Genomic DNA, 18,668 nt, shown 5'->3' with positions numbered 1-18,668 from the left:
CCCGCGAGGAGGCCAGCCCTCGTCAGGACGCGTCCAGCAGATGCTCGAAACCCGATCCTTCGCGCTCGACCATCTCGCGCATGTCCGAGAGTGACTTGCTGTCGAGCACCGAGGCGATCGCCTCGCGCACTTCCAGCATCGTCAAGCGGACGGGACAAACCGTCTCGTCCACGCAATCCTGGCAGCGGTGATAGGCCGTGCGGCTGGCACAGGCAATCGGCGCAAGCGGCCCGTCGAGAACGCGGAGCGCCTGGCCCACCATGATCTCGTCGGCCGGGCGGGACAGGCAGTAGCCGCCCGAACGCCCCTTCTTGGCATAGACGAAACCGCCGTTGCGCAGGTCCGCCAGAATGGCGTCGAGAAACTTCTTCGACATGCCATGCGCGGTCGCAATCTCGCTCGACTGAATGACCTCGCCCGCCGGCAGACCCGCCAAATGGAACAGGGCTTTCAGCCCATACTTACCCTTCATCGACAACATTGCCGGATTTTTCCTGTCATGCGCATGTCAACGGCGGCCCGGATGCAGGTCTCGGCACCAGTCTGTCTCGCCATCGATTTGAGGGATTTCAGCGACTTAATGCGGAATTGTCTACGGGCCTGAGTATTTTCATCTCTACGCCACCGATCCTAAATGTCAACACCACCGGAAATATGACCGTCGCGACGCTTAATGAATAAAGTTAGCAGGCGCCGGGTCCGCCGACCGCCCCTGCTCCGCACCAGCCGGTGCGCCGGCAAGCGTTCCGATGGGCCGGAAGCTGGCTGTTGCTGTCGCGGTGGGTCTATCCTGCCCACGGCCAGAGAACCGGGCGAAAGACTTACATTTGCGCCCATCGGTTGCACATTAACTTCACTGCAAACTCGCCGCCCTCCTCCATGGACTTTACATCACTGTATCCCTATGTTCTGCCGGGCCGATCGTCGTTATAAGGCTGGCCATAGAAAACAAGAAAACAGGAAACATTCTCGGATGGAACTGGAAAAGGCGCCGCGATCCGAACCGGTGGAAGTGCAGCACTGGCTGGGTTCGCCGAAGCCTCCGGGCACGGCGATCGTGGCCCCGGTGTCGATTGCGCGCTGGCTTCTCGTCCTGGTCATCGGGCTTGGGGTCTATTTCTTTTACGGTTTCATCGTTCCGGTCCTCGGCGCACTGGTCATAAGCTTCGCAAGCTGGCCCCTGTTCCAGATGCTGAAGGCCCGCGTGAAAGGTAACCGCACGGTAGCCGCGAGCCTCTCTGTCCTGCTGATCCTCATATTCGTGATCGTCCCGGTCTTCTTGGCCTCAAGTTATGCGCTCAGGGAGATAGGACGGTGGCTGCGCTGGACCGTGGAAGCAAACAGGACCGGCGCCAGGACGCCAGGCTGGGTCGCCAACCTGCCGTTCGTCGGAGATTGGGCCAATGAAGAATGGACCCGCCTTTTTGCTCATCCCGGCGGCATTGGCGAACTGATCCAGATCGTCACCGGCAGCAATATCGGCGCCATTTATCATCTGGTCTTTTCGGCAGGCGCCGGTGTTTTCAACTTCCTGCTGACACTGCTTTTCATGATGATCGTTCTGTTCTGCGTCTATCGCGACGGATCAAGTCTTGCTGCGCAGATTGACAAGCTCGGTGAGAGGATATTGCCGCGACGCTGGGAGCGGTTCTCCCGCATCGTTCCCGAAACCGTCAGCGCGACAGTCACCGGCATGACCCTCATTGCCGTCGGCGAAGGGATCGTGCTCGGGCTGGCCTATTGGGTGGCGGGCGCCCCCTCGCCCATCACGCTGGGCGTTCTGACCGGCATCATGGCCTTGGTTCCCGGCGGCGCGCCGCTGTCCTTCACCCTGGTCTCTCTCTACCTCCTGGGGACAGGATCTCCCATCGCCGCCTTGTCGCTGTTCGTCTGGGGAACGACCGAGCTTTTCATCGTCGACAAGACACTGCGCCCGAGAGTTGTAGGCGGCCCGATCAAGCTGCCCTTCCTCCCCACATTTTTCGGACTGATCGGAGGCGTGAAGACCATGGGCCTGCTCGGCCTCTTCATCGGCCCGGTTCTGATGGCTCTTCTGGTCGCCATTTGGCGCGAATGGCTACGCGAAGTGGACACGCAGGAAGCAAACAATCGATAGGAAAACTGGTGGGCCCGGAGGGACTCGAACCCCCAACCAAGCGGTTATGAGCCGCCGGCTCTAACCATTGAGCTACAGGCCCTCGCCGGCACGTTGACGGCGATGCGGCAGACAATGGCGATCTGCAGCGCCGTCCCGATTAAACGAATTCGCATCGCGCGGCAAGCGCCCGCCGTATTTGTCACACATTCACTGGACACATCTTCTGCCCGGAGCATTTTGCGCCCATAGGGTGCCATCTACGATGCCCCGCGCGCACTAGCGCCCTCTTCAGGGGCGCATTAACTGGAGAACCGGAATGTCTTACACACGCACGCTCACGACCTCGTTCGCCCTGCTCGCTCTTCTCTCCACGGCAGCCATCAGCCAGGCTGCAGACGAGACCGGACGCATCACGGTGACCGGTGAAGGCTCCGTCTCCGCAGCCCCGGATATGGCTATCGTCAATTTCGGCGTCCTGAAAACGGCACCCACAGCGCGTCAGGCCCTTGATGACGCCAACAAGGCCCTTGCTGACACGATCGCGAACCTCAAGTCGAAGGGCATCGAGGCGCGCGATCTGCAGACGTCAGGCTTCTCGGTCTCCCCGCAGTTCGATTATTCAGGCAAGAACGGCACGCCGCCAAAGCTCACGGGTTACCAGGTTTCCAACATGCTCACGATCCGCGTGCGCGATATCAGCGCGCTCGGAAAGGTTCTGGATGATGCCGTCACGAACGGCATCAATTCAGGCGGGTCGCTAAGCTTTGCCAACAGCAAGCAGAAGGAGCTGGTCGCGGAAGCCCGCAAGGCGGCTGTCGCCGATGCCATCACCAAGGCCAGTGCGCTGACCGAGGCGGCCGGCGTCTCGACGGGCAATATCCTTTCAATCTCGGAGGATTCGCCGGTCGCGCGTCCGCCGGTGCCGATGGTGCGTATGGCCATGGCGAAAGAGGCAACAGACAGCGTGCCGGTCGAGGCGGGAGAGAGCGAATATCACGCCAACGTGACGGTCACGTTCGCGATCAACCAGAACAAGCCCTGAGCATGACGGCCGGTGGTCTCCAGGAGGCTACCGCCCCAGAAAAAAGACCGCCGCGTCCTTGAGCGGAAGCGGCGGCCAGAACCCGCGGAGCGGGAAGGGATTACTTTACAACGCGTCCCTTACAAGGGCGGGCAGCCCGGCACGTTTGCGAATTGGACTTGCCGTGTGCGGCGCCCCACCTCACCCTCGACAATCACACGACGGGGTGTAACGCGAACGACTTCCGGATCCTCCAGACCCATGCGCCAGGCGCGACGCGTGGCTTCGCGCTCGCTGCAGCCATAGCCCGGTGGCGGCGGTGGCGGGCGACGGTAGACATCGGGCTGGTCATAGAACCGTCCCGGAGGCGGCGGCGGACGGCGATATTCGGGCCCCGTGTCGAAACCGAAATAAATGCCGTCAGCCAGCGCTACGACAGGCGCAATCGAGACGCCACCCAAACCGACCATGCCCGCAAGCAATGCCCGTGTCAGAACCTGTTTCATCTTTCTTCTCCGTAAGAAGTCTCTGCCGGCCGTCGCCTGCGCATGTCTTCGAATATCTGGATAAATACCCCCACCCGGATGAATGTTCCCCGAATCGACAATTCAGGCTTCATTCATCTTCGTGAAACTTTAGCAGATACGAGGGGCTTTAGGATATTTTTGAGGCGGCAATCGGGGTGAGAAAGACATTGCACTGCAAAAAAGCGACGCTATGATTCATGGGCAAACCTTGGGATGGGACATGTCGACTGCAGAACTGATTGATCAGATCATGGCTGAAGAAGCCAAGTTTGTTTTCCGGGCCTTCAGCGAGGCCGAAGCGCTGGAAATCGGCATGGCGCTTGTCGCAACGGCCAGAGTGGAAGGCGCTCCGGTTGTCATCGACATCCGAACGTCCGACAGAACGCTGTTCCACGCAGCCCTGCCCGGCTCGGCGCCCGACAACGACGAATGGGCCCGGCGCAAGTCAAACACCACACTGCGTTATCACAAGTCGTCGCTCGCCATCGGCGAGGCGATGCGTCAGAAAGGCCGCGTCCCCGGCCCTGAAATCGGCATCGACCAGATGAACTTTTCCCATCATGGAGGGAGCTTTCCCGTCCGTGTCGCCGGCACGGGCGTGGTGGCCGCCATTACCGTATCGGGCCTTGCCCAGACGGAAGATCACGGAATGATCGTGAAGGTTCTGAAGGATTATCTGAAAGGCTGAACGTCGTGCGTGTCCTGATCCGAATAGGTCTTCTCTCACTCTTCGCCCTCTCCCACATCCAGACAGCCTCCGCCGCATCGGAGCCAACGCCACCGCCGGAAAACCAGGTCAAGCCTTCGTTCGACTGTGAGACGGCAACGCGCGCCGTGGAAACCATGGTCTGCGAAGATCGTGAACTGGCAGAGCTCGACGTGAAGCTGGCCGGCGTATTCGAAAACGCCCTTAAGAAGATTGCGGCGATGCCCAACACAGCGCCGCAGATACGACACATGAAGGCCTATCAGTTGCGCTGGTCGCGCGAACGCAATGAGTGCGCCAAGAGCAAGGATGCACGCGATTGTACGCTGGAAAGCTACCGCTATCGCATCGCCGATCTGCAGGCGCGCTTCTTTCTGGCCAGCAGCAAGTCTCCCGCCGTCTACCTGTGCCGCAACAATCCGAAGAGCGAGCTGATCGTCACCTTCGTGGAAAGCGACCCGGCAACCGTCCGGCTGGACCGCGGGGGCAAGACGGCCATTACCTTTCGGGACGATGGCGGCGATGGCAAGCGTTTCAACAATCCTCAAGGCGTGAGCTTCGAGACCGAAGGTGACATGGCGCTCGTCACCTGGCCGCAGGGGAGCGAATATGAGTGCGTGCTGCGCAAATAGCCAGTGGCACTGGCGCTCAGCGAGCCGCCTTCGGCGCTGCACCTAGCCGGGTCAACACCTCCGGCGGGATGCCCATCTCGCGGATGATCAAACGATGGTCTCTCAGACCGCAAAGCTCGCGCTGCACGAAATACGCCCAGACCGCCTCGCCGGCCTCGGCAAGCGCAGCCTCGCGAGCCTCCGGCAATGCGATTGCCAGCGCCGCCAACGCCTTTTCCACCTTTCGCCCCTGATATCCGAGAGACGAGGCACTCTCCGACAAGGCCTCGGCTTCGAAATTGGACAGCGCGCCATCGAATTGCCCGGCTCGGGAAAGACGCGCCAGATCGCGCGGCATGCGAAGCGACATCAGTCTTCTCCTATTCAGGTTCCCCTCAGTTTTCCGGGAATTTCCGCGCCTTCCATTCCGATTGAGGCACGCGATCGCCGACCTTGAATGCGAAGGAAACAACCTTCAGCCCGCCGTCGTCAACCTCACAACGGAAACTGACATTGTACCAGTCCCCCGGCGTTCGAAACGCGGCCTCTGGAACATCCAGCACATTGCCGAAGCGAAGCCGGTAGGCCGGCAGCATCATCGGATTGTAGCGCGGCGTCGCATGGCGCAACTGTTCGCGCAGTTCCGTCGCGCAGAGCTGGCCGACGCGTGCCTCGCGCGGTATGTCGCCCATTGCAGCAACGGCGGCCTGCCCGCCAACGGCAGCCTCCGAGTAGAGCTTGCGCGCTTTTTTCAGCTCCGGCGCGTCGGCGGGCTTGGGCGTCGCCGCCTTTTCCTCAACCGGCTTGCCAGTAGCGGCTGCCGAGGCAGCTTCCTGCTGTTCGAGCGTCTTCAGGATATCCGGAACGCCGGGTAGATCGTCCTTCGGCGGTTCCTTGGAGGCCTCCTCCGTCACCGCCTTCGGCTCCTCGGCCTGCGGCGCATCAGGCTTTTTGTCAGCCAGATCGTCGGGAGCGTCTTTTTCACCATCGGCCGCACTGCCGTCCTGCTGGGCCGGCCCCTGATCCTTTTGGCCGAACTCGAAAACCGGCCGGAGTGTCGGGATCGGCACATTGGCCGGTTGCTCCGTCTTCGCCTGTTCCTGCGGGGGCGGCGGAGGCTGTGGCGGAGCAGGCTGCTGCTCGGCCTGCTTCTCCTCCGGCGGCTTCGGTGCATCCTTCTCCTGGACTATATCCACCTTCACCGCCTCATCCTTTGGCGGTTCGGGCTTCGGTTCCGGCCATTTCAGGAGAAGCGCGGCGGCAATCGCGGCATGCAGAACGACAGACGTGATATACGCCCACCCATTTCCCCGCTTCGGCACGTTCTGCACATCTTCCATTGTGCCTATGTAGGGTGGATTCGCGGCGGGATCGAGAGGGGAAAGATGGGATGCCCCAAATAGCGAAACTGGACTGGTGGAAACCAGGAATGGGTAGTATCATATATAACCAGAATTCTGGTCACGGAGGCTAGCATGACGAAAGTAAGCCTTGCTGAGGCGAAGGCCCACCTCAGCGAGCTCGTTAATAAGGCAGAAGCCGGCGAAATCGTTGAAATTATGCGGCATGGAAAGCCGGCCGCTCGATTGGTCCCGGTAGATGCGCTTGAGCCTGTCGACATCGAATGGCTGCGCACAGTCATCGAGAAGCTTCCCGAAACGAAGTCGGACACAATGGATATTCTCCGCGCGGACGAGCGTTATTAGCAGATGACCTATGTTGACACATCAGTCTTCATCAGAGCCCTCACACAGGAGGCAGGCTGGGAAGCGATTTTGCAGTGGCTACATGTTCAGCCGGGCGGATCTTTGGTCATAAGTCCTTGGACACTCACGGAGTTCTCCTCGGGGCTCGCCCTGAAAATAAGAACGGCCCAACTTCAAGCCTCACAAGCAGCTGAAGTGCAAGCAACGTTCAACCGGTTGACAACAAGATCGCTTCGTTTGTTGCCCATTGGTGCAACCCACTTTTCGACGGCCGCGCGGTTTGTTGAGCATTACACGCTGGGCCTGCGATCCGGCGACGCACTGCATCTCGCCATCGCATTTCACGCGGGAGAGCCGTTGGCGACATTGGATACAAGATTGGCGAAAGCCTGTCAGGCACTCGGCGTTGTCGTCGAGATCCCATAAAAAAACCGGCGAAGTCGCCCTCGCCGGTTCGGTATTTCCATCAAACCCAAGTCTGATCAGCTATCCAGGAACGAGCGCAGCTTGCGCGAGCGGCTCGGGTGCTTCAGCTTGCGCAGCGCCTTGGCCTCGATCTGGCGGATACGTTCGCGGGTGACCGAGAACTGCTGGCCGACTTCTTCCAGCGTATGGTCGGTGTTCATGCCGATGCCGAAGCGCATGCGCAGCACGCGCTCTTCACGCGGCGTCAGCGAGGCGAGAACACGGGTCGTCGTCTCGCGCAGGTTCGCCTGGATGGCGGCGTCGATCGGCAGAAGCGCGTTCTTGTCTTCGATGAAGTCGCCGAGATGGCTGTCTTCTTCATCGCCGACCGGCGTTTCGAGCGAGATCGGTTCCTTGGCGATCTTCAGGACCTTGCGCACCTTTTCGAGCGGCATGGCCAGCTTTTCGGCCAGTTCTTCCGGCGTCGGCTCGCGGCCGATTTCGTGCAGCATCTGGCGCGAGGTGCGAACGATCTTGTTGATCGTTTCGATCATGTGCACCGGAATGCGGATCGTGCGAGCCTGGTCGGCGATCGAACGGGTGATCGCCTGACGGATCCACCATGTCGCATAGGTGGAGAACTTGTAGCCGCGGCGATACTCGAACTTGTCAACCGCCTTCATCAGGCCGATATTGCCTTCCTGAATAAGATCAAGGAACTGCAGGCCGCGGTTCGTGTACTTCTTGGCAATCGAGATCACGAGACGAAGGTTGGCTTCCACCATTTCCTTCTTCGCGATGCGCGCTTCGCGCTCACCCTTCTGCACCATATGAACGATGCGGCGGAATTCCGTCACCGAAATGCCGGTTTCCGTCGCGAGGTTCTGGATCTCTGAACGCAAGTCCCGGATCGCGTTGTTTTCCTCGCGGGCGAATTCCTTCCAGCCCTTGGAGGCAAGGTTGGCGATCGACTTCATCCAGTTCGGATCAAGTTCTGCGCCGTGATAATGCTCCAGGAAGCTGTCGCGCTTCACGCCGTAGGATTCCGCCAGACGCAGCAGCTTGCCTTCGTTCTGAACGAGACGCTTGTTGATGTCATAGAGCTGCTCGACGAGAGCATCGATACGGTTCTGGTTAAGCGACAGCGACTTAACGGCCGCGATCAGCTCGTCCTTCAGTTCCTTGTAGCGGCGCTCCTGAGCGGTGGACAGAGAAGCGGTCGCAGAAAGGCGAGCCTCCACCTGCTGGTCCTGCAGCTTGCGCAGCTTCTTGTAGGTCTCGGCAATGACGTCCAGCGTCTGCATGACCTGCGGACGAAGCTCTGCTTCCATGGCAGCGAGAGACAGGTTGGACTCGTCTTCGTCCTCTTCCTCTTCTTCAGGTGCCAGACCTTCGCCGCCGACATTGGTGATGTCGTCGTCGTTTGCAGCAGAACGCGCGCGCTTGGCCTTGTCCTTCTCTTCGGCAGCCTTGCGGTCGGCCTCGATCTTCTCGGGGCTCTGGAACTGGGGTGCCGCCTTGGCTTCCGGACCGGAATAGGTCGTTTCAAGGTCGATGATTTCGCGCAGCAGCGTTGCGCCATCGTTCAGTTCGTCGCGCCAGATGATGATGGCCTGGAAGGTCAGCGGGCTCTCGCAAAGCCCCTGGATCATCGTTTCGCGGCCGGCCTCGATGCGCTTGGCAATCGCGATTTCGCCTTCGCGCGACAGAAGTTCGACCGAGCCCATCTCGCGCAGATACATGCGCACCGGGTCATCCGTGCGGTCTGTCGGCTCTTTCTTCTTGGCGGTGGCGAGCGCTGTGCTGGCGGACGAAGCCACCAAGCCGCCTTCGCTTTCGTCGTCATCATCAGCCGCAGCGGCGCCGGCATTCTCGTCAACTTCTTCGTCTTCGACGACGTTGATGCCCATGTCGGAGAGCATAGCGAGAATGTCTTCGATCTGCTCCGAAGAGACTTCCTCGGACGGCAGAACGGAATTCAGCTCGTCCATCGTGACATAGCCGCGCTTCTTGGCGACCTTGATCATCTTCTTGACGGCGTCATCCGAAAGATCGAGAAGCGGACCATCTGTTGCGCCTTCGCGTTCAGATTCGGCTTCTTCGTTCTCTTTGGCTTTCGTTACCATGTATCCGTCGCTTTCCTGTCACGTCTCAATTCGCCAAGCCGGACGAGAGGCGGACGCAACAGCTCTTGAAAGCGTCGCGTCTCCCCCGTATGTGTCTTGAGCTAGCGGAAGACCATTAAATCCTGATTAACCAAGAAAGCCCTCTTCTCGCAGCAGCCGGTTCGGCGCGTGCGCAAGATGCGGGCATTCAAGCTGATTGACCAATACCACCATTTCCGATCCCGAAGGTGATTCCCACAATTCTCCGGGCAGTCAAGCATTTTGCCGCAAAAATCTGAAAAAACACCAAAAGCGGTAAAATCCAGACCTTTCGGGGCAGTCTCCCCTATTTGGGAAGTGTGTGGAAAATTTCAAGTCGCGGGAAATTCCGCGAATCATTTCAACCGGCGACTGCCGGTCCCTTGATGCGGCCCGAGAGCACGCCGAAGCCATCGATGATGGCCTCCTGGTTCTCCAGCCTGGCCGCTTCCGTCTGAACTTCGCGCAACGCCTGCATGAGCGCTTCGATGTTGCGATCGTCGTCCCTTTCGATGGCATCGGCGATCTCGCGCTCCAGTTCTCCGATCTGCTGGCGCAGGACCCGAGTGCGCTGATGCAGCGCCAGAACCTGCAGGAAGGCCTCGCGCGCATCTTCGGACGCAGCCTGTTCTGTCGCAGTCCATAGCCGCGCATTGCGCACCTGCTGGTCGAGAAGCTTGAGCAGTGTCGAAAAGCCTTGCGCCTCCAGGCTTACAATCAGGGTCTCGCGGCTGAACTTCTGCGACCCCGCCATGGCGGCCTCGGACAAAACGGCCGAACGCAGCTTCTGGATATCGCGATTCTCGAATTCCAGATCGGCGATATGGTCATATTCATCGATCAGGATCTGCGGGTGGTTGATGATGGTCAGCGCCAGCACGGCCTCGCGCAGCGTCGGCACGTCCTGATGCCCACGCACCATGCCTGAACGCGCCAGGCTATCTGAAATCCCGCCGGTGCGGCTATTGGCCTGTGAGCCGCGCTGCCCGCCGCCCCGCTGGAAGTTGCCGCCGCCGTTTCGTCCGCCGCCTGAGCGCCAGTTGCCGCCATCGCGCTGCTGCGGCTGGAAGAAGGCGTTCAGCTTCTCGCGCATCGCCTGCTGGTAATGCCGGCGCACGGTCTCGTCCGCGATCACGTTAGTGATCTGCTTCAAGCGGGCTTCGAGTTCCGCCCGCTTTTCCGGCGTCGCGAAACTGCCGGACTGGGATTCCCGCGTCCAGATCATTTCGGCGAGTGGTTTCGCCTGTGCCATGACGCGATCGAAGGGTGCGCGCCCGTCATGCTTGACGAGATCGTCCGGGTCCTTGCCGTCGGGCAAAAGCGCGAAGGAGACCGACTTGCCCGGCCCAATCATCGGCAACGCCAGATCGGCGGCCCGATAGGCCGCGCGCAGACCCGCGCCATCGCCGTCGAAGCACAGGACAGGCTCGGAGGTCATCTTCCAAAGCAGCCCAAGCTGGTTTTCGGTCAGCGCGGTGCCCAGCGGCGCAACCGCATTCTCGATACCGGCCTGATGGAGCGCGATCACGTCCATGTAGCCCTCGACCGCAATCACGGTCGAAGCACCATTGGCGCCTTGCATCGCCTTGCGAGCACGCGAGAAGTTGTAAAGCACATCGCCCTTGTGAAAGAGTTCCGTGTCATTCGAGTTCAGATATTTCGCCATCGCATCCGGCGACATGGCGCGGCCGCCAAAGGCGATCACCCGCTCCCTGGAACTCAGGATCGGGAACATGATGCGGTCGCGGAAGCGATCATACGAGACCGGAATATCCGGTCCATGCACAACCAGCCCGCAGGCCTCGATCTGCTCCTTCGGAATACCCTTCCCCGCCAGATGCTCTTTCAGCGCATTGCGGCTCTCCGGCGCGTAACCCAGCCGAAACGTCTCGATGGTCCGCCCCGTCAGCCCGCGATCACGAAGATAAGCCCGCGCCTTGGCACCATTGGCGCTCTGCAGCTGATCCTGGAAGAAGGCGGTCGCCAGTTCCATGACATCCATGAGCGTCGTCCGCTGCTCGTCGCGCCGCGCCGCTTCCGCATCCGGCTGCGGCATCGGCACGCCGGCAAGCCCCGCGATCTGCTCGACCGCCTCCGGGAAACTGATGCCTTCCAAGTCCGTCAGAAAGCGGAAATGATCGCCCGTCACCCCGCAGCCGAAACAATGATAGCGGCCCTTGCGATCCTCGCAGTGGAAGCTCGGCGTCTTCTCGCCATGGAACGGGCAGCAGCCCCAATAGTCGCCCCGCGCCGCATTCGTCTTCTTGCGATCCCACGCAACGCGACGCCCGATCACCGCCGAAATCGGCACGCGATCGCGTATCTCGTCGAGAAAGCCCTGGGAAAAGCGCATGGAAACCTCTGGGTACAGTCTGTTGGGTATAGAGAGGATCGCAGGTGAACACCAGCACCGGACGGGAGGTTGCTAGGGTCATGCCCATGATCCACAGGCTTGACTGTAAAGGCATTTGTATATACAAATTTGCCACGGCCCAGGTTTTCTATCTTTCATCGCTCTTATGACTTCCTGAATTGGGCCACCACTGAACCTCGATGGCCTTGTCGGGTCTGACGAAGACGAGAGCGGTAAAAGATGAAGTTCGTTTCAATTCAGTTCGCTCGCTTCGAGTAGGACGAAAACAAGCGACAGCAGCTTTGGAACAACCGCATCTTGAGAAGTCGTCCGACAAGAATGGAGAAGCCCGAACATTGGCTATTTGTCCGGAGACACACCGCTTGATTGCAGTCGTTTACACGATGCGGGGCGAGGTTTGCCGGATCATCTCAGCCAGAGCGGCACGTAAAAATGAGCAAGAGCAGTATCGTCAGCTACACCGCGGATGAAATCCGCGCCAAGATCGCCAGCGGTGGAGATCGAACCGATTGGGCCCGCGTCGACGCCATGACCGATGAGGATATCGAGCGCGCGATGCGCGACGATCCCGATTGGGCGGAATTCATCGATATCGACTGGTCGGACGCAGAGTGGGTCATCCCCGTCACGAAGAAATCGATCTCGATCCGGCTCGATGAAGACGTCATCGATTTTTTCAAGGCGAGCGGCAAGGGCTATCAGACGCGCATCAACGCCGTGCTCCGCCATTATATGAAGGAACAGGGGAGCAAGCGGGGGTGAGACCGATCGTGAACAATGCCTACGTCATTGTTCATCATTCAAGAACGATTCATCCATTCGACACGATCTATGCGAAGACCTGGGTGTGGCGCATATAGTCTCCATCGAAACCGCAGGATCACCCCCATGACCTCCTCCCTTGATATCACCCGCCGTGCCGCCCTCCACGTACTTGGCGCCACGCCGATCCTTCTTGGCGCAGCCGCTCCCTCCCTTGCCGCACCGTTGAAGCCCTCCTTTGCGGTCACCACGCCGATCCATATCAACTCGGTGACGTTGCGCGTTCGCGACATGATGGTGATGACGGCCTTCTATGGCCAGGTTCTCGGCCTTGCGGTTCTCTCTGCGGATACAGAGCGCACGGTGCTGGGCGCCGATGGCGTGCCGCTTGTGACGCTGCTCAACAAGCCAAATGACTCGCCGGACGATCCATCCACGGCCGGCCTCTACCACACCGCCTTTCTGATGCCGGACCGCAAGGAACTTGGCCGCTGGCTGATCACGGCCTATGTCAATGGCGTCCCCTTCACCGGCTTTGCCGACCACTCGGTTTCCGAGGCGCTCTATCTGGACGACCCGGAAGGAAACGGCGTCGAAGTCTATGCAGACCGTCCGCACGAAGGCTGGACATGGAAGGCCGATGGCCAGGTCAAGATGGGAACGGACGAACTCAACGTCGACGATCTCGTTTCCGGCCTGCCGCGCGACGGTAAGCTGCCCTACACCGCGCCGGCCGGGTTCCGCATCGGTCATGTCCACATGCGGGTCGGCGACACAGCGCAGGCACGCGACTTCTACGTCAAGGCAACCGGTCTCGACATGACGGCACTGATTGCGAACGAAAGCGCTGCCTTCTTCTCGAACGGTCGCTATCATCACCATGTCGGCTCCAATGTCTGGCAGTCGCGCGGTGCCGGCAAGCGGCCCGAGAACATGTCAGGCCTCGAAACCGCGGCCTTTACCGTCGCGCCCGACCTGATGGAAGGCTTGCGGACACGGCTGAAGACCCACGGAACCGACATGAAAGAGGACGGCAGCGCATTGGTTGCGCTCGATCCTTGGAATACACCGATACGGTTCATACCGGGCACGTGAGAACACTTGACTCGAAACTGGTTTCGCTCAGCGAAAACCGCTTGCGGCGGAACGGGAGCGGTGGGATAAAGTCCCGTTGAATCAAAGTCCAAACGGAGAACTCCGCTTGATACGCCTTGCCCTGATTGCCGCCGCTGCACTGTTGACAGGTTTTCACGCTCAGGCCGAGGACGTGAAGTTCGCGCCGACTGACGCAAAGAAGCCCTATCTCATGGACGCCCTCAAGGATAAAACGATCCGCGCGCCCATCGTCGCGCTGATCACACGCGAAGAGCTGCCCCATTGGGCCAAGGGCATCATCAAGAACCGTAACTATACCGCGCAGCCGGTGATGACCACCATCTCACCGCTGCCGGGCGCCGACGTATACAATGCGTGCGAAGCCCACAATTGCGGCGACAATCGCATCTCGATCCTTGTGACGCCACATCGCAACCATGCCTACGCTCTGCTCAAGGAGGGCAAGGCGCTGCGCTTCATCGGCAACCCGAAGCCGCAGCAGCAGGCGATCCTCAGCGCCGCGATGGCAAAGTAAGCCCGCGGCGCAGCCGCTTTCCGTCGGGGAATGGCCAAGGCCGCCTCCCCGACGAGATAACGCACAAAACTTACTTCAAAAGCTCCTTCAGGATAGCAGAGGCCTTGCCGAAATCCATCTGGCCGGGATAGCGCTCCTTCAGAAGTGCCACGCACTTGCCCATGTCGCGCAGGCCCGCAGCACCCGTCTCTGCAATCACACCGGCGCAGATTTCGCGCACCTTCTCGTCCGACAACTGTTCGGGCATGAAACTGCGGATAATCTCCATTTCCTCGCGCTCCTGATCGGCAAGATCGGCGCGGCCGTTTTCCGCATAGATCTTCGTCGATTCCTCGCGCTGCTTGATCATCTTTGCGAGCACCTGCAGGATATCCTCGTCGCTGATCTGCTCGTGACCCGGCGCGCGCATGGCAATGTCGCGATCCTTGATCGCGGCCATGATGAGGCGAACAGTGGCAAGCCGCCGCGTGTCCTTGGCCTTCATGGCATCCTTCATGGCTTGTGAGAGCGTATCACGCATCGAATTCTTCCTCGTAATTCGCCGTTAAATGAGAGATTTTCGCCCAGGCACAGGGCCAGGCGGTGGCTCTTTCAATCCCGGCATTTTGCGGATTTCAGTGCGCCGTACTTAAGCGCTCACATGCCGCCAATCAAACAAAATGAATAATCGATTGAAAAGATTGCTCTTTTAAAACGGGGAATCATCCCGCCAAAGGTTGACCCCAAGGGATGCCCACACTATTTTCCCGGCCTTAGCACGAAACAGGACGGAAGATGCATCCGCGGCGCAGGCAACTGCGAGCCGCGCCTTTGCCGCGAACCCCGTCAAGCCGCTGGAGACAAGCCATGGCCACCGCCCCTTGGACGATTGAAAAGCCCACCGCCCTTCTGGTTCTTGCCGATGGAACGGTCATCGAAGGCAAGGGCATCGGCGCCACCGGCCATGTTCAGGCCGAGGTCGTCTTCAACACGGCGCTCACGGGTTATGAGGAAATCCTCACAGACCCCTCCTATCTCGGCCAGATCGTCACCTTCACCTTTCCCCATATCGGTAATGTCGGAACGAACGAGGAAGACATCGAAGACCTGACGCCCGCAGCCCGCAAGGGCGCCGTCGGCGTCATCTTCAAGGCTGACATCACCGACCCGTCGAGCTACCGCGCCGTCAAGCATCTCGACCAGTGGCTGAAGGCCCGCGGCGTCATCGGCCTCTGCGGCGTCGACACGCGCGCGCTGACCGCCTGGATCCGCGAGAACGGCGCGCCGAATGCCGTCATCGCGCATGACCCGTCGGGTACGTTCGACGTCGAAGCGCTGAAGAAGGATGCCAAGGCCTGGAGCGGTCTGCTCGACCTCGATCTCGCCATCGAAGCCACCTCCGGCCAGTCCTCGCGCTGGAACGAACGTCCGTGGGTCTGGAACGAAGGTACGAGCGCGCTAGGCGAGAATGACGCGCGCTACCACATCGTCGCCGTCGACTATGGCGTGAAGCGCAACATCCTGCGCCTCTTCGCCGGCCTCGACTGCCGCGTCACCATCGTTCCTGCCAAGACGTCTGCAGAAGACATCCTCGCCCTGAACCCGGATGGCATCTTCCTGTCAAACGGCCCGGGCGACCCGGCCGCAACGGGCGAATACTCTGTACCCGTCATCCGCAAGCTGATCGACAGCGGCCTGCCGCTCTTCGGCATCTGCCTCGGCCACCAGATGCTCGCCCTGGCGCTCGGCGCTCAGACCGAGAAGATGCATCAGGGCCATCACGGCGCGAACCACCCGGTCAAGGACTACACGACCGGCAAGGTGGAAATCGTCTCGATGAACCACGGCTTCGCAGTTGCCTCGAAGTCGCTGCCGGAAGGCGTTGAGGAGACTCACGTTTCCCTGTTCGACGGGACCAATTGCGGCATCCGCGTTGTCGGCAAACCGGTCTTCTCGGTGCAGCACCACCCGGAAGCATCGCCCGGCCCGCAGGACAGCCACTATCTCTTCCGCCGTTTCATCAACCTTGTGCGCGAACGCAAGGGCGAGCCCGCGCTGGACGAACGCAGCGCCGCCTGACTTTTTGCCAAAGACATAAATTGTAGGGCCGTGCATCCATCGCGATGCACGGCCCTTTTCATTGAGACAGATAAAACGACGTTCCGTTCTCAGGGCCGTTCTCAGGCCAGCCGGTTGCGGCTCGCCAGATAATAGAAGCGGCCGATAAGAGCGACGGTTGCCGCACCCAATCCCAGCATGAAGCCGTACCAGATGCCGATCCCGCCATAGCCGAAGGGGAAAGCAAGCGCGTAGGCACTCGTAAACCCGATGCCCCAGTAGCTGATGATGGCGAGCACCATCGGCACGGTGGAATCCTTCAAGCCGCGCGCCAGCCCGGCACCGACTGCCTGCAATCCGTCGAAGAGCTGGAAGGCCCCTGCAACGATCAGGAACGGTCCGGCGGTTGCAATCAGATCCGCCGCATTCGCTGAAGCCGGATCGACGAAAAGCCGCGCAAGTGATTCTCTTTCCACGATAAAGAAGATGCAGCTCGCCAGCGCAAAGACGCCGGAGAGGAACAGCGCGGCTCCCCCTGCCCGCACGACATCGACCCGCTTGCCGGCACCCGCGGCGAGGCCGACGCGGACGGTTGCCGCCTGCGCGAGACCCAGCGGCACCATGAAAGCCATGGAGGTGAACTGCATGGCGATGCCGTGTGCGGCAAGCTCCACCGTTCCGATCCAGCCCATCATCAGCGAGGCGACGGTAAACAGGCTCACTTCGGCGAGCACCATGAGCCCGATGGGAATTCCCATCCGCACGACCTCGATGAGAGCCTGCCAGTCGGGCCGCCAGAACCGCGTGAACAACCCGTATGCTGCCAGCATCGGCACACGCTGGATGTAGAGGACCGCGGCGAGGAAACCGAACAGGTTGACGCCAGCCGCGACATAGGCCGCCGCCTGCATGCCAAGCGCCGGCGCACCGAAATGCCCCAGCACGAAGGCATAGGCGAAGACCGCGTTGAGTACCAGAACCGCCATGGTCACATAAAGGATGATCGACGCGCGCTTGAGCGCGCTCAGGAAGGAACGCAGCACCATGAACTGCAGTGCCGGAATGATGCCGAAACCCGCAATGTGCAGGTAAGACGAGGCGAACTCGGCCACATCCGGTTTCTGGCCGAGCGCCAGCAGGATCGATTTCGAGTAGACGAAGAGCGGCAGGCACAGCAGCGAGAAGGCAAGCGACGCCCACATTCCCATGCGGATCGCACGCCGGACACCACGCTCGTCGCGAACCGCCAGCGCATGCGTCGCGAGCGGGATGGCGGCAGTCGAAAAGCCGCTTCCCAGGATGAAGATCGTGAAGAAATACTGTGAGGCGATGACGATCGCCGCCAGCTCAGCCGTTCCAAGATGACTGATGATGAGCACATCCGTGGTGTTGATTGCCAGCTGCGCGATCTGAGCGCCGATCAGCGGAGCCCCGAGCAACGCCGTATCCGCCAGATGCCGGCTCCAGGAGCCGCCTGTTTTCAATGCCTGTTCCATATCGATTCTCTGGCGCTTTATCTCAGCCGCCGGTCAGGAAAGCGCCAAAAGCATCCCGGCAGTCTCAATTTGCGCGGGAACCTAGCCTAAAAAAGCGGCAAATGGCACCCCGGAAAAGCACCGTGTCGATGAAATTTCTTGATGGAGCGCGAAGGCGGTCGAATGGGACAGGCCCACTCGACCCGTTCTGCCATGCTCAGATCGCCCCGCTGAAAGTGTCGCAGGCAGAAATCTTGCCGGTGTCAAAGCCACGCTGGAACCATTTCATGCGCTGCGCCGATGTTCCATGCGTAAAGCTGTCGGGAACGACATAACCCCGGCCCTGCTTCTGCAATGCATCGTCGCCGATCTGATGCGCGGCATTGAGCGCCTCTTCCAGATCGCCCGATTGCAGGATGCCCTTCTGCTGGGTGAATTTGCCCCAGATGCCGGCAAAGCAGTCCGCCTGCAGCTCGACACGCACCGACATTGCATTGGCCTGCGTTTCGCTCATCTTGGCACGCGCCTGGTTGAACTTCGGCAGGATGCCGAGAAGGTTCTGGACGTGGTGGCCAACCTCGTGCGCGACGACATAGGCATCGGCGAAATCGCCGCCGGCCTTGAATTTCTGCTGCATCTCGCGGAAGAAATCCGTGTCGAGATAGACCTTGTGATCGGATGGGCAATAGAACGGGCCGACCGCAGAATTGGCCTCGCCGCAGGCCGAACTCCACTGCCCGCGATACATGACCAGTTTCGGCCGCTCATAGGTCTTGCCCATGGATTCGAAAATGCCGGTCCAGGTGTCTTCCGTATCGGCCAGCACCTGCGAGACGAATTTCTTCATCGCCTGGTCCTCGGCGCTATTGGCGCCGTTCGACTGTGACTGGCTGTAGCTAGAACCGACCTGTCCGCTCGGCGTGCCAGAGAGAATCTGCAGGAGATCGACCCCGAAGAAGAGCTTGGCAACGAAGTAGATCACCGCGAAGATGATGATCGTGCGGAAGGAAAAGCCGCCGAGCGGTATACCGCCGGGGATATTGAACCCTCCGCCGCGCCCGACAGGCCCAGCATCGGACTGGCCACGCACGTCCTCGATATTGTCGGATTCCCGGCGTCCGTTCAGATCCATTCTATGCCCCTCTCAACCGCTGTATCGTTCTCTAAAGCGT

At 60.3% G+C, this 18,668-nt stretch carries 20 protein-coding genes and 1 tRNA gene; 11 read left to right on the top strand and 10 right to left on the bottom strand.

All coding sequences use genetic code 11. The features are described 5' to 3' along the window. Positions 1 to 22: 22 nt before the first annotated feature. On the bottom strand, positions 23 to 481 hold the full coding sequence (locus ABID16_RS01810; protein WP_354554644.1) for an RrF2 family transcriptional regulator: 459 nt from the start codon (positions 479 to 481) through the stop codon (positions 23 to 25). A 492-nt stretch (positions 482 to 973) separates the two neighbouring features. Here ABID16_RS01810 and ABID16_RS01805 point away from each other — a divergent pair, with 492 nt between their 5' ends. Then, on the top strand, positions 974 to 2,116 hold the full coding sequence (locus tag ABID16_RS01805) for an AI-2E family transporter (protein ID WP_354554643.1): 1,143 nt from the start codon (positions 974 to 976) through the stop codon (positions 2,114 to 2,116). Positions 2,117 to 2,122: 6 nt separating this feature from the next. Here the strand turns inward: ABID16_RS01805 and ABID16_RS01800 are convergent. Next, positions 2,123 to 2,198, bottom strand: a tRNA-Ile gene (locus tag ABID16_RS01800). Positions 2,199 to 2,414: 216 nt separating this feature from the next. On the opposite strand from ABID16_RS01800, the gene ABID16_RS01795 reads away from it, so the two are divergent. Further along, positions 2,415 to 3,140: an SIMPL domain-containing protein gene (locus ABID16_RS01795; RefSeq protein WP_354554642.1), complete on the top strand. Its 726-nt coding sequence runs from the start codon at positions 2,415 to 2,417 to the stop codon at positions 3,138 to 3,140. A gap of 119 nt (positions 3,141 to 3,259) precedes the next feature. Here the strand turns inward: ABID16_RS01795 and ABID16_RS01790 are convergent, their stop codons facing one another. After that, positions 3,260 to 3,625, bottom strand: a complete 366-nt coding sequence (locus tag ABID16_RS01790) for a hypothetical protein (RefSeq protein WP_354554641.1) — start codon at positions 3,623 to 3,625, stop codon at positions 3,260 to 3,262. Between the two features lie 241 nt (positions 3,626 to 3,866). Here ABID16_RS01790 and ABID16_RS01785 point away from each other — a divergent pair, with 241 nt between their 5' ends. After that, a complete protein-coding gene (locus tag ABID16_RS01785) occupies positions 3,867 to 4,334 on the top strand; it encodes a heme-degrading domain-containing protein (protein ID WP_354554640.1) in 468 nt (155 codons plus the stop codon). 5 nt (positions 4,335 to 4,339) lie between these two features. Beyond that, positions 4,340 to 4,984: an MliC family protein gene (locus ABID16_RS01780; RefSeq protein WP_354554639.1), complete on the top strand. Its 645-nt coding sequence runs from the start codon at positions 4,340 to 4,342 to the stop codon at positions 4,982 to 4,984. Between the two features lie 16 nt (positions 4,985 to 5,000). On the opposite strand, the gene ABID16_RS01775 is transcribed toward ABID16_RS01780, so the two are convergent. Together ABID16_RS01775 and ABID16_RS01770 are read right to left on the bottom strand one after the other, a co-directional pair. After that, entirely contained in the window at positions 5,001 to 5,333 is a 333-nt protein-coding gene (locus ABID16_RS01775; protein WP_354554638.1) for a DUF6665 family protein, read from the bottom strand. A gap of 25 nt (positions 5,334 to 5,358) precedes the next feature. Beyond that, positions 5,359 to 6,285: a DUF930 domain-containing protein gene (locus tag ABID16_RS01770; protein ID WP_354554637.1), complete on the bottom strand. Its 927-nt coding sequence runs from the start codon at positions 6,283 to 6,285 to the stop codon at positions 5,359 to 5,361. A gap of 153 nt (positions 6,286 to 6,438) precedes the next feature. Here ABID16_RS01770 and ABID16_RS01765 point away from each other — a divergent pair, with 153 nt between their 5' ends. Continuing rightward, complete coding sequence (locus ABID16_RS01765; RefSeq protein WP_354554636.1) at positions 6,439 to 6,669, top strand: type II toxin-antitoxin system Phd/YefM family antitoxin; 231 nt, start codon at positions 6,439 to 6,441, stop codon at positions 6,667 to 6,669. A 3-nt stretch (positions 6,670 to 6,672) separates the two neighbouring features. Beyond that, positions 6,673 to 7,095: a type II toxin-antitoxin system VapC family toxin gene (locus tag ABID16_RS01760; protein WP_354554635.1), complete on the top strand. Its 423-nt coding sequence runs from the start codon at positions 6,673 to 6,675 to the stop codon at positions 7,093 to 7,095. Between the two features lie 56 nt (positions 7,096 to 7,151). Here the strand turns inward: ABID16_RS01760 and rpoD are convergent, their stop codons facing one another. Further along, positions 7,152 to 9,200, bottom strand: coding sequence for an RNA polymerase sigma factor RpoD (gene rpoD, locus ABID16_RS01755; protein WP_354554634.1), 2,049 nt, complete (start codon positions 9,198 to 9,200; stop codon positions 7,152 to 7,154). A 379-nt stretch (positions 9,201 to 9,579) separates the two neighbouring features. Then, a complete protein-coding gene (gene dnaG, locus ABID16_RS01750; protein WP_354554633.1) occupies positions 9,580 to 11,571 on the bottom strand; it encodes a DNA primase in 1,992 nt (663 codons plus the stop codon). Between the two features lie 200 nt (positions 11,572 to 11,771). Between dnaG and ABID16_RS01745 the strand changes: the two genes are divergently transcribed. From ABID16_RS01745 to ABID16_RS01730, 4 genes are all read left to right on the top strand, one after another. Then, positions 11,772 to 12,062, top strand: a complete 291-nt coding sequence (locus ABID16_RS01745; protein ID WP_354554632.1) for a BrnT family toxin — start codon at positions 11,772 to 11,774, stop codon at positions 12,060 to 12,062. Then, complete coding sequence (locus tag ABID16_RS01740) at positions 12,025 to 12,354, top strand: BrnA antitoxin family protein (protein ID WP_354554631.1); 330 nt, start codon at positions 12,025 to 12,027, stop codon at positions 12,352 to 12,354. Before ABID16_RS01745 ends, ABID16_RS01740 begins: the two co-directional genes overlap by 38 nt. 126 nt (positions 12,355 to 12,480) lie before the next feature. Further along, on the top strand, positions 12,481 to 13,449 hold the full coding sequence (locus ABID16_RS01735; protein ID WP_354554630.1) for a VOC family protein: 969 nt from the start codon (positions 12,481 to 12,483) through the stop codon (positions 13,447 to 13,449). A 106-nt stretch (positions 13,450 to 13,555) separates the two neighbouring features. Further along, a complete protein-coding gene (locus ABID16_RS01730) occupies positions 13,556 to 13,984 on the top strand; it encodes an Ivy family c-type lysozyme inhibitor (protein WP_354554629.1) in 429 nt (142 codons plus the stop codon). A gap of 70 nt (positions 13,985 to 14,054) precedes the next feature. Here ABID16_RS01730 and ABID16_RS01725 read toward each other — a convergent pair whose 3' ends face one another. After that, complete coding sequence (locus tag ABID16_RS01725; RefSeq protein WP_354554628.1) at positions 14,055 to 14,504, bottom strand: GatB/YqeY domain-containing protein; 450 nt, start codon at positions 14,502 to 14,504, stop codon at positions 14,055 to 14,057. Positions 14,505 to 14,830: 326 nt separating this feature from the next. Here ABID16_RS01725 and carA point away from each other — a divergent pair, with 326 nt between their 5' ends. Then, the gene (gene carA / locus ABID16_RS01720) at positions 14,831 to 16,042 is read left to right on the top strand and encodes a glutamine-hydrolyzing carbamoyl-phosphate synthase small subunit (RefSeq protein WP_354554627.1); all 1,212 of its coding nucleotides are present in this window, start codon (positions 14,831 to 14,833) and stop codon (positions 16,040 to 16,042) included. 101 nt (positions 16,043 to 16,143) lie between these two features. Here carA and ABID16_RS01715 read toward each other — a convergent pair whose 3' ends face one another. After that, the gene (locus tag ABID16_RS01715; RefSeq protein ID WP_354554626.1) at positions 16,144 to 17,517 is read right to left on the bottom strand and encodes an MATE family efflux transporter; all 1,374 of its coding nucleotides are present in this window, start codon (positions 17,515 to 17,517) and stop codon (positions 16,144 to 16,146) included. Positions 17,518 to 17,713: 196 nt separating this feature from the next. Next, positions 17,714 to 18,628 carry a KPN_02809 family neutral zinc metallopeptidase gene (gene ypfJ / locus ABID16_RS01710; protein WP_354554625.1) on the bottom strand — a complete coding sequence of 305 codons (915 nt, stop codon included), beginning with the start codon at positions 18,626 to 18,628 and terminating at the stop codon, positions 17,714 to 17,716. Positions 18,629 to 18,668 lie beyond the last annotated feature (40 nt).

This window comes from Limnomicrobium aquaticum (genome assembly GCF_040545545.1).
Taxonomy (GTDB): Bacteria; Pseudomonadota; Alphaproteobacteria; order Rhizobiales; family Rhizobiaceae; genus Ensifer_A; species Ensifer_A aquaticum.
Note: the sequence above shows the minus strand (reverse complement) of the source record. Positions and strands in the feature narration are given on the sequence as shown.

Bases quoted from the DNA above. Each gene is read 5' to 3' on its own strand.
- ABID16_RS01790 (WP_354554641.1), bottom strand. From the start codon at position 3,625: ATGAAACAGGTTCTGACACGGGCATTGCTTGCGGGCATGGTCGGTTTG.
- ABID16_RS01765 (WP_354554636.1), top strand. From the start codon at position 6,439: ATGACGAAAGTAAGCCTTGCTGAGGCGAAGGCCCACCTCAGCGAGCTC.
- ABID16_RS01740 (WP_354554631.1), top strand. From the start codon at position 12,025: ATGAGCAAGAGCAGTATCGTCAGCTACACCGCGGATGAAATCCGCGCC.
- ABID16_RS01785 (WP_354554640.1), top strand. From the start codon at position 3,867: ATGTCGACTGCAGAACTGATTGATCAGATCATGGCTGAAGAAGCCAAG.
- ABID16_RS01725 (WP_354554628.1), bottom strand. From the start codon at position 14,504: ATGCGTGATACGCTCTCACAAGCCATGAAGGATGCCATGAAGGCCAAG.
- ABID16_RS01760 (WP_354554635.1), top strand. From the start codon at position 6,673: ATGACCTATGTTGACACATCAGTCTTCATCAGAGCCCTCACACAGGAG.
- ABID16_RS01795 (WP_354554642.1), top strand. From the start codon at position 2,415: ATGTCTTACACACGCACGCTCACGACCTCGTTCGCCCTGCTCGCTCTT.
- ABID16_RS01810 (WP_354554644.1), bottom strand. From the start codon at position 481: ATGTTGTCGATGAAGGGTAAGTATGGGCTGAAAGCCCTGTTCCATTTG.
- dnaG (WP_354554633.1), bottom strand. From the start codon at position 11,571: ATGCGCTTTTCCCAGGGCTTTCTCGACGAGATACGCGATCGCGTGCCG.
- ABID16_RS01715 (WP_354554626.1), bottom strand. From the start codon at position 17,517: ATGGAACAGGCATTGAAAACAGGCGGCTCCTGGAGCCGGCATCTGGCG.
- ABID16_RS01745 (WP_354554632.1), top strand. From the start codon at position 11,772: ATGGCCTTGTCGGGTCTGACGAAGACGAGAGCGGTAAAAGATGAAGTT.
- ABID16_RS01805 (WP_354554643.1), top strand. From the start codon at position 974: ATGGAACTGGAAAAGGCGCCGCGATCCGAACCGGTGGAAGTGCAGCAC.
- carA (WP_354554627.1), top strand. From the start codon at position 14,831: ATGGCCACCGCCCCTTGGACGATTGAAAAGCCCACCGCCCTTCTGGTT.
- ABID16_RS01735 (WP_354554630.1), top strand. From the start codon at position 12,481: ATGACCTCCTCCCTTGATATCACCCGCCGTGCCGCCCTCCACGTACTT.
- ABID16_RS01775 (WP_354554638.1), bottom strand. From the start codon at position 5,333: ATGTCGCTTCGCATGCCGCGCGATCTGGCGCGTCTTTCCCGAGCCGGG.
- rpoD (WP_354554634.1), bottom strand. From the start codon at position 9,200: ATGGTAACGAAAGCCAAAGAGAACGAAGAAGCCGAATCTGAACGCGAA.
- ypfJ (WP_354554625.1), bottom strand. From the start codon at position 18,628: ATGGATCTGAACGGACGCCGGGAATCCGACAATATCGAGGACGTGCGT.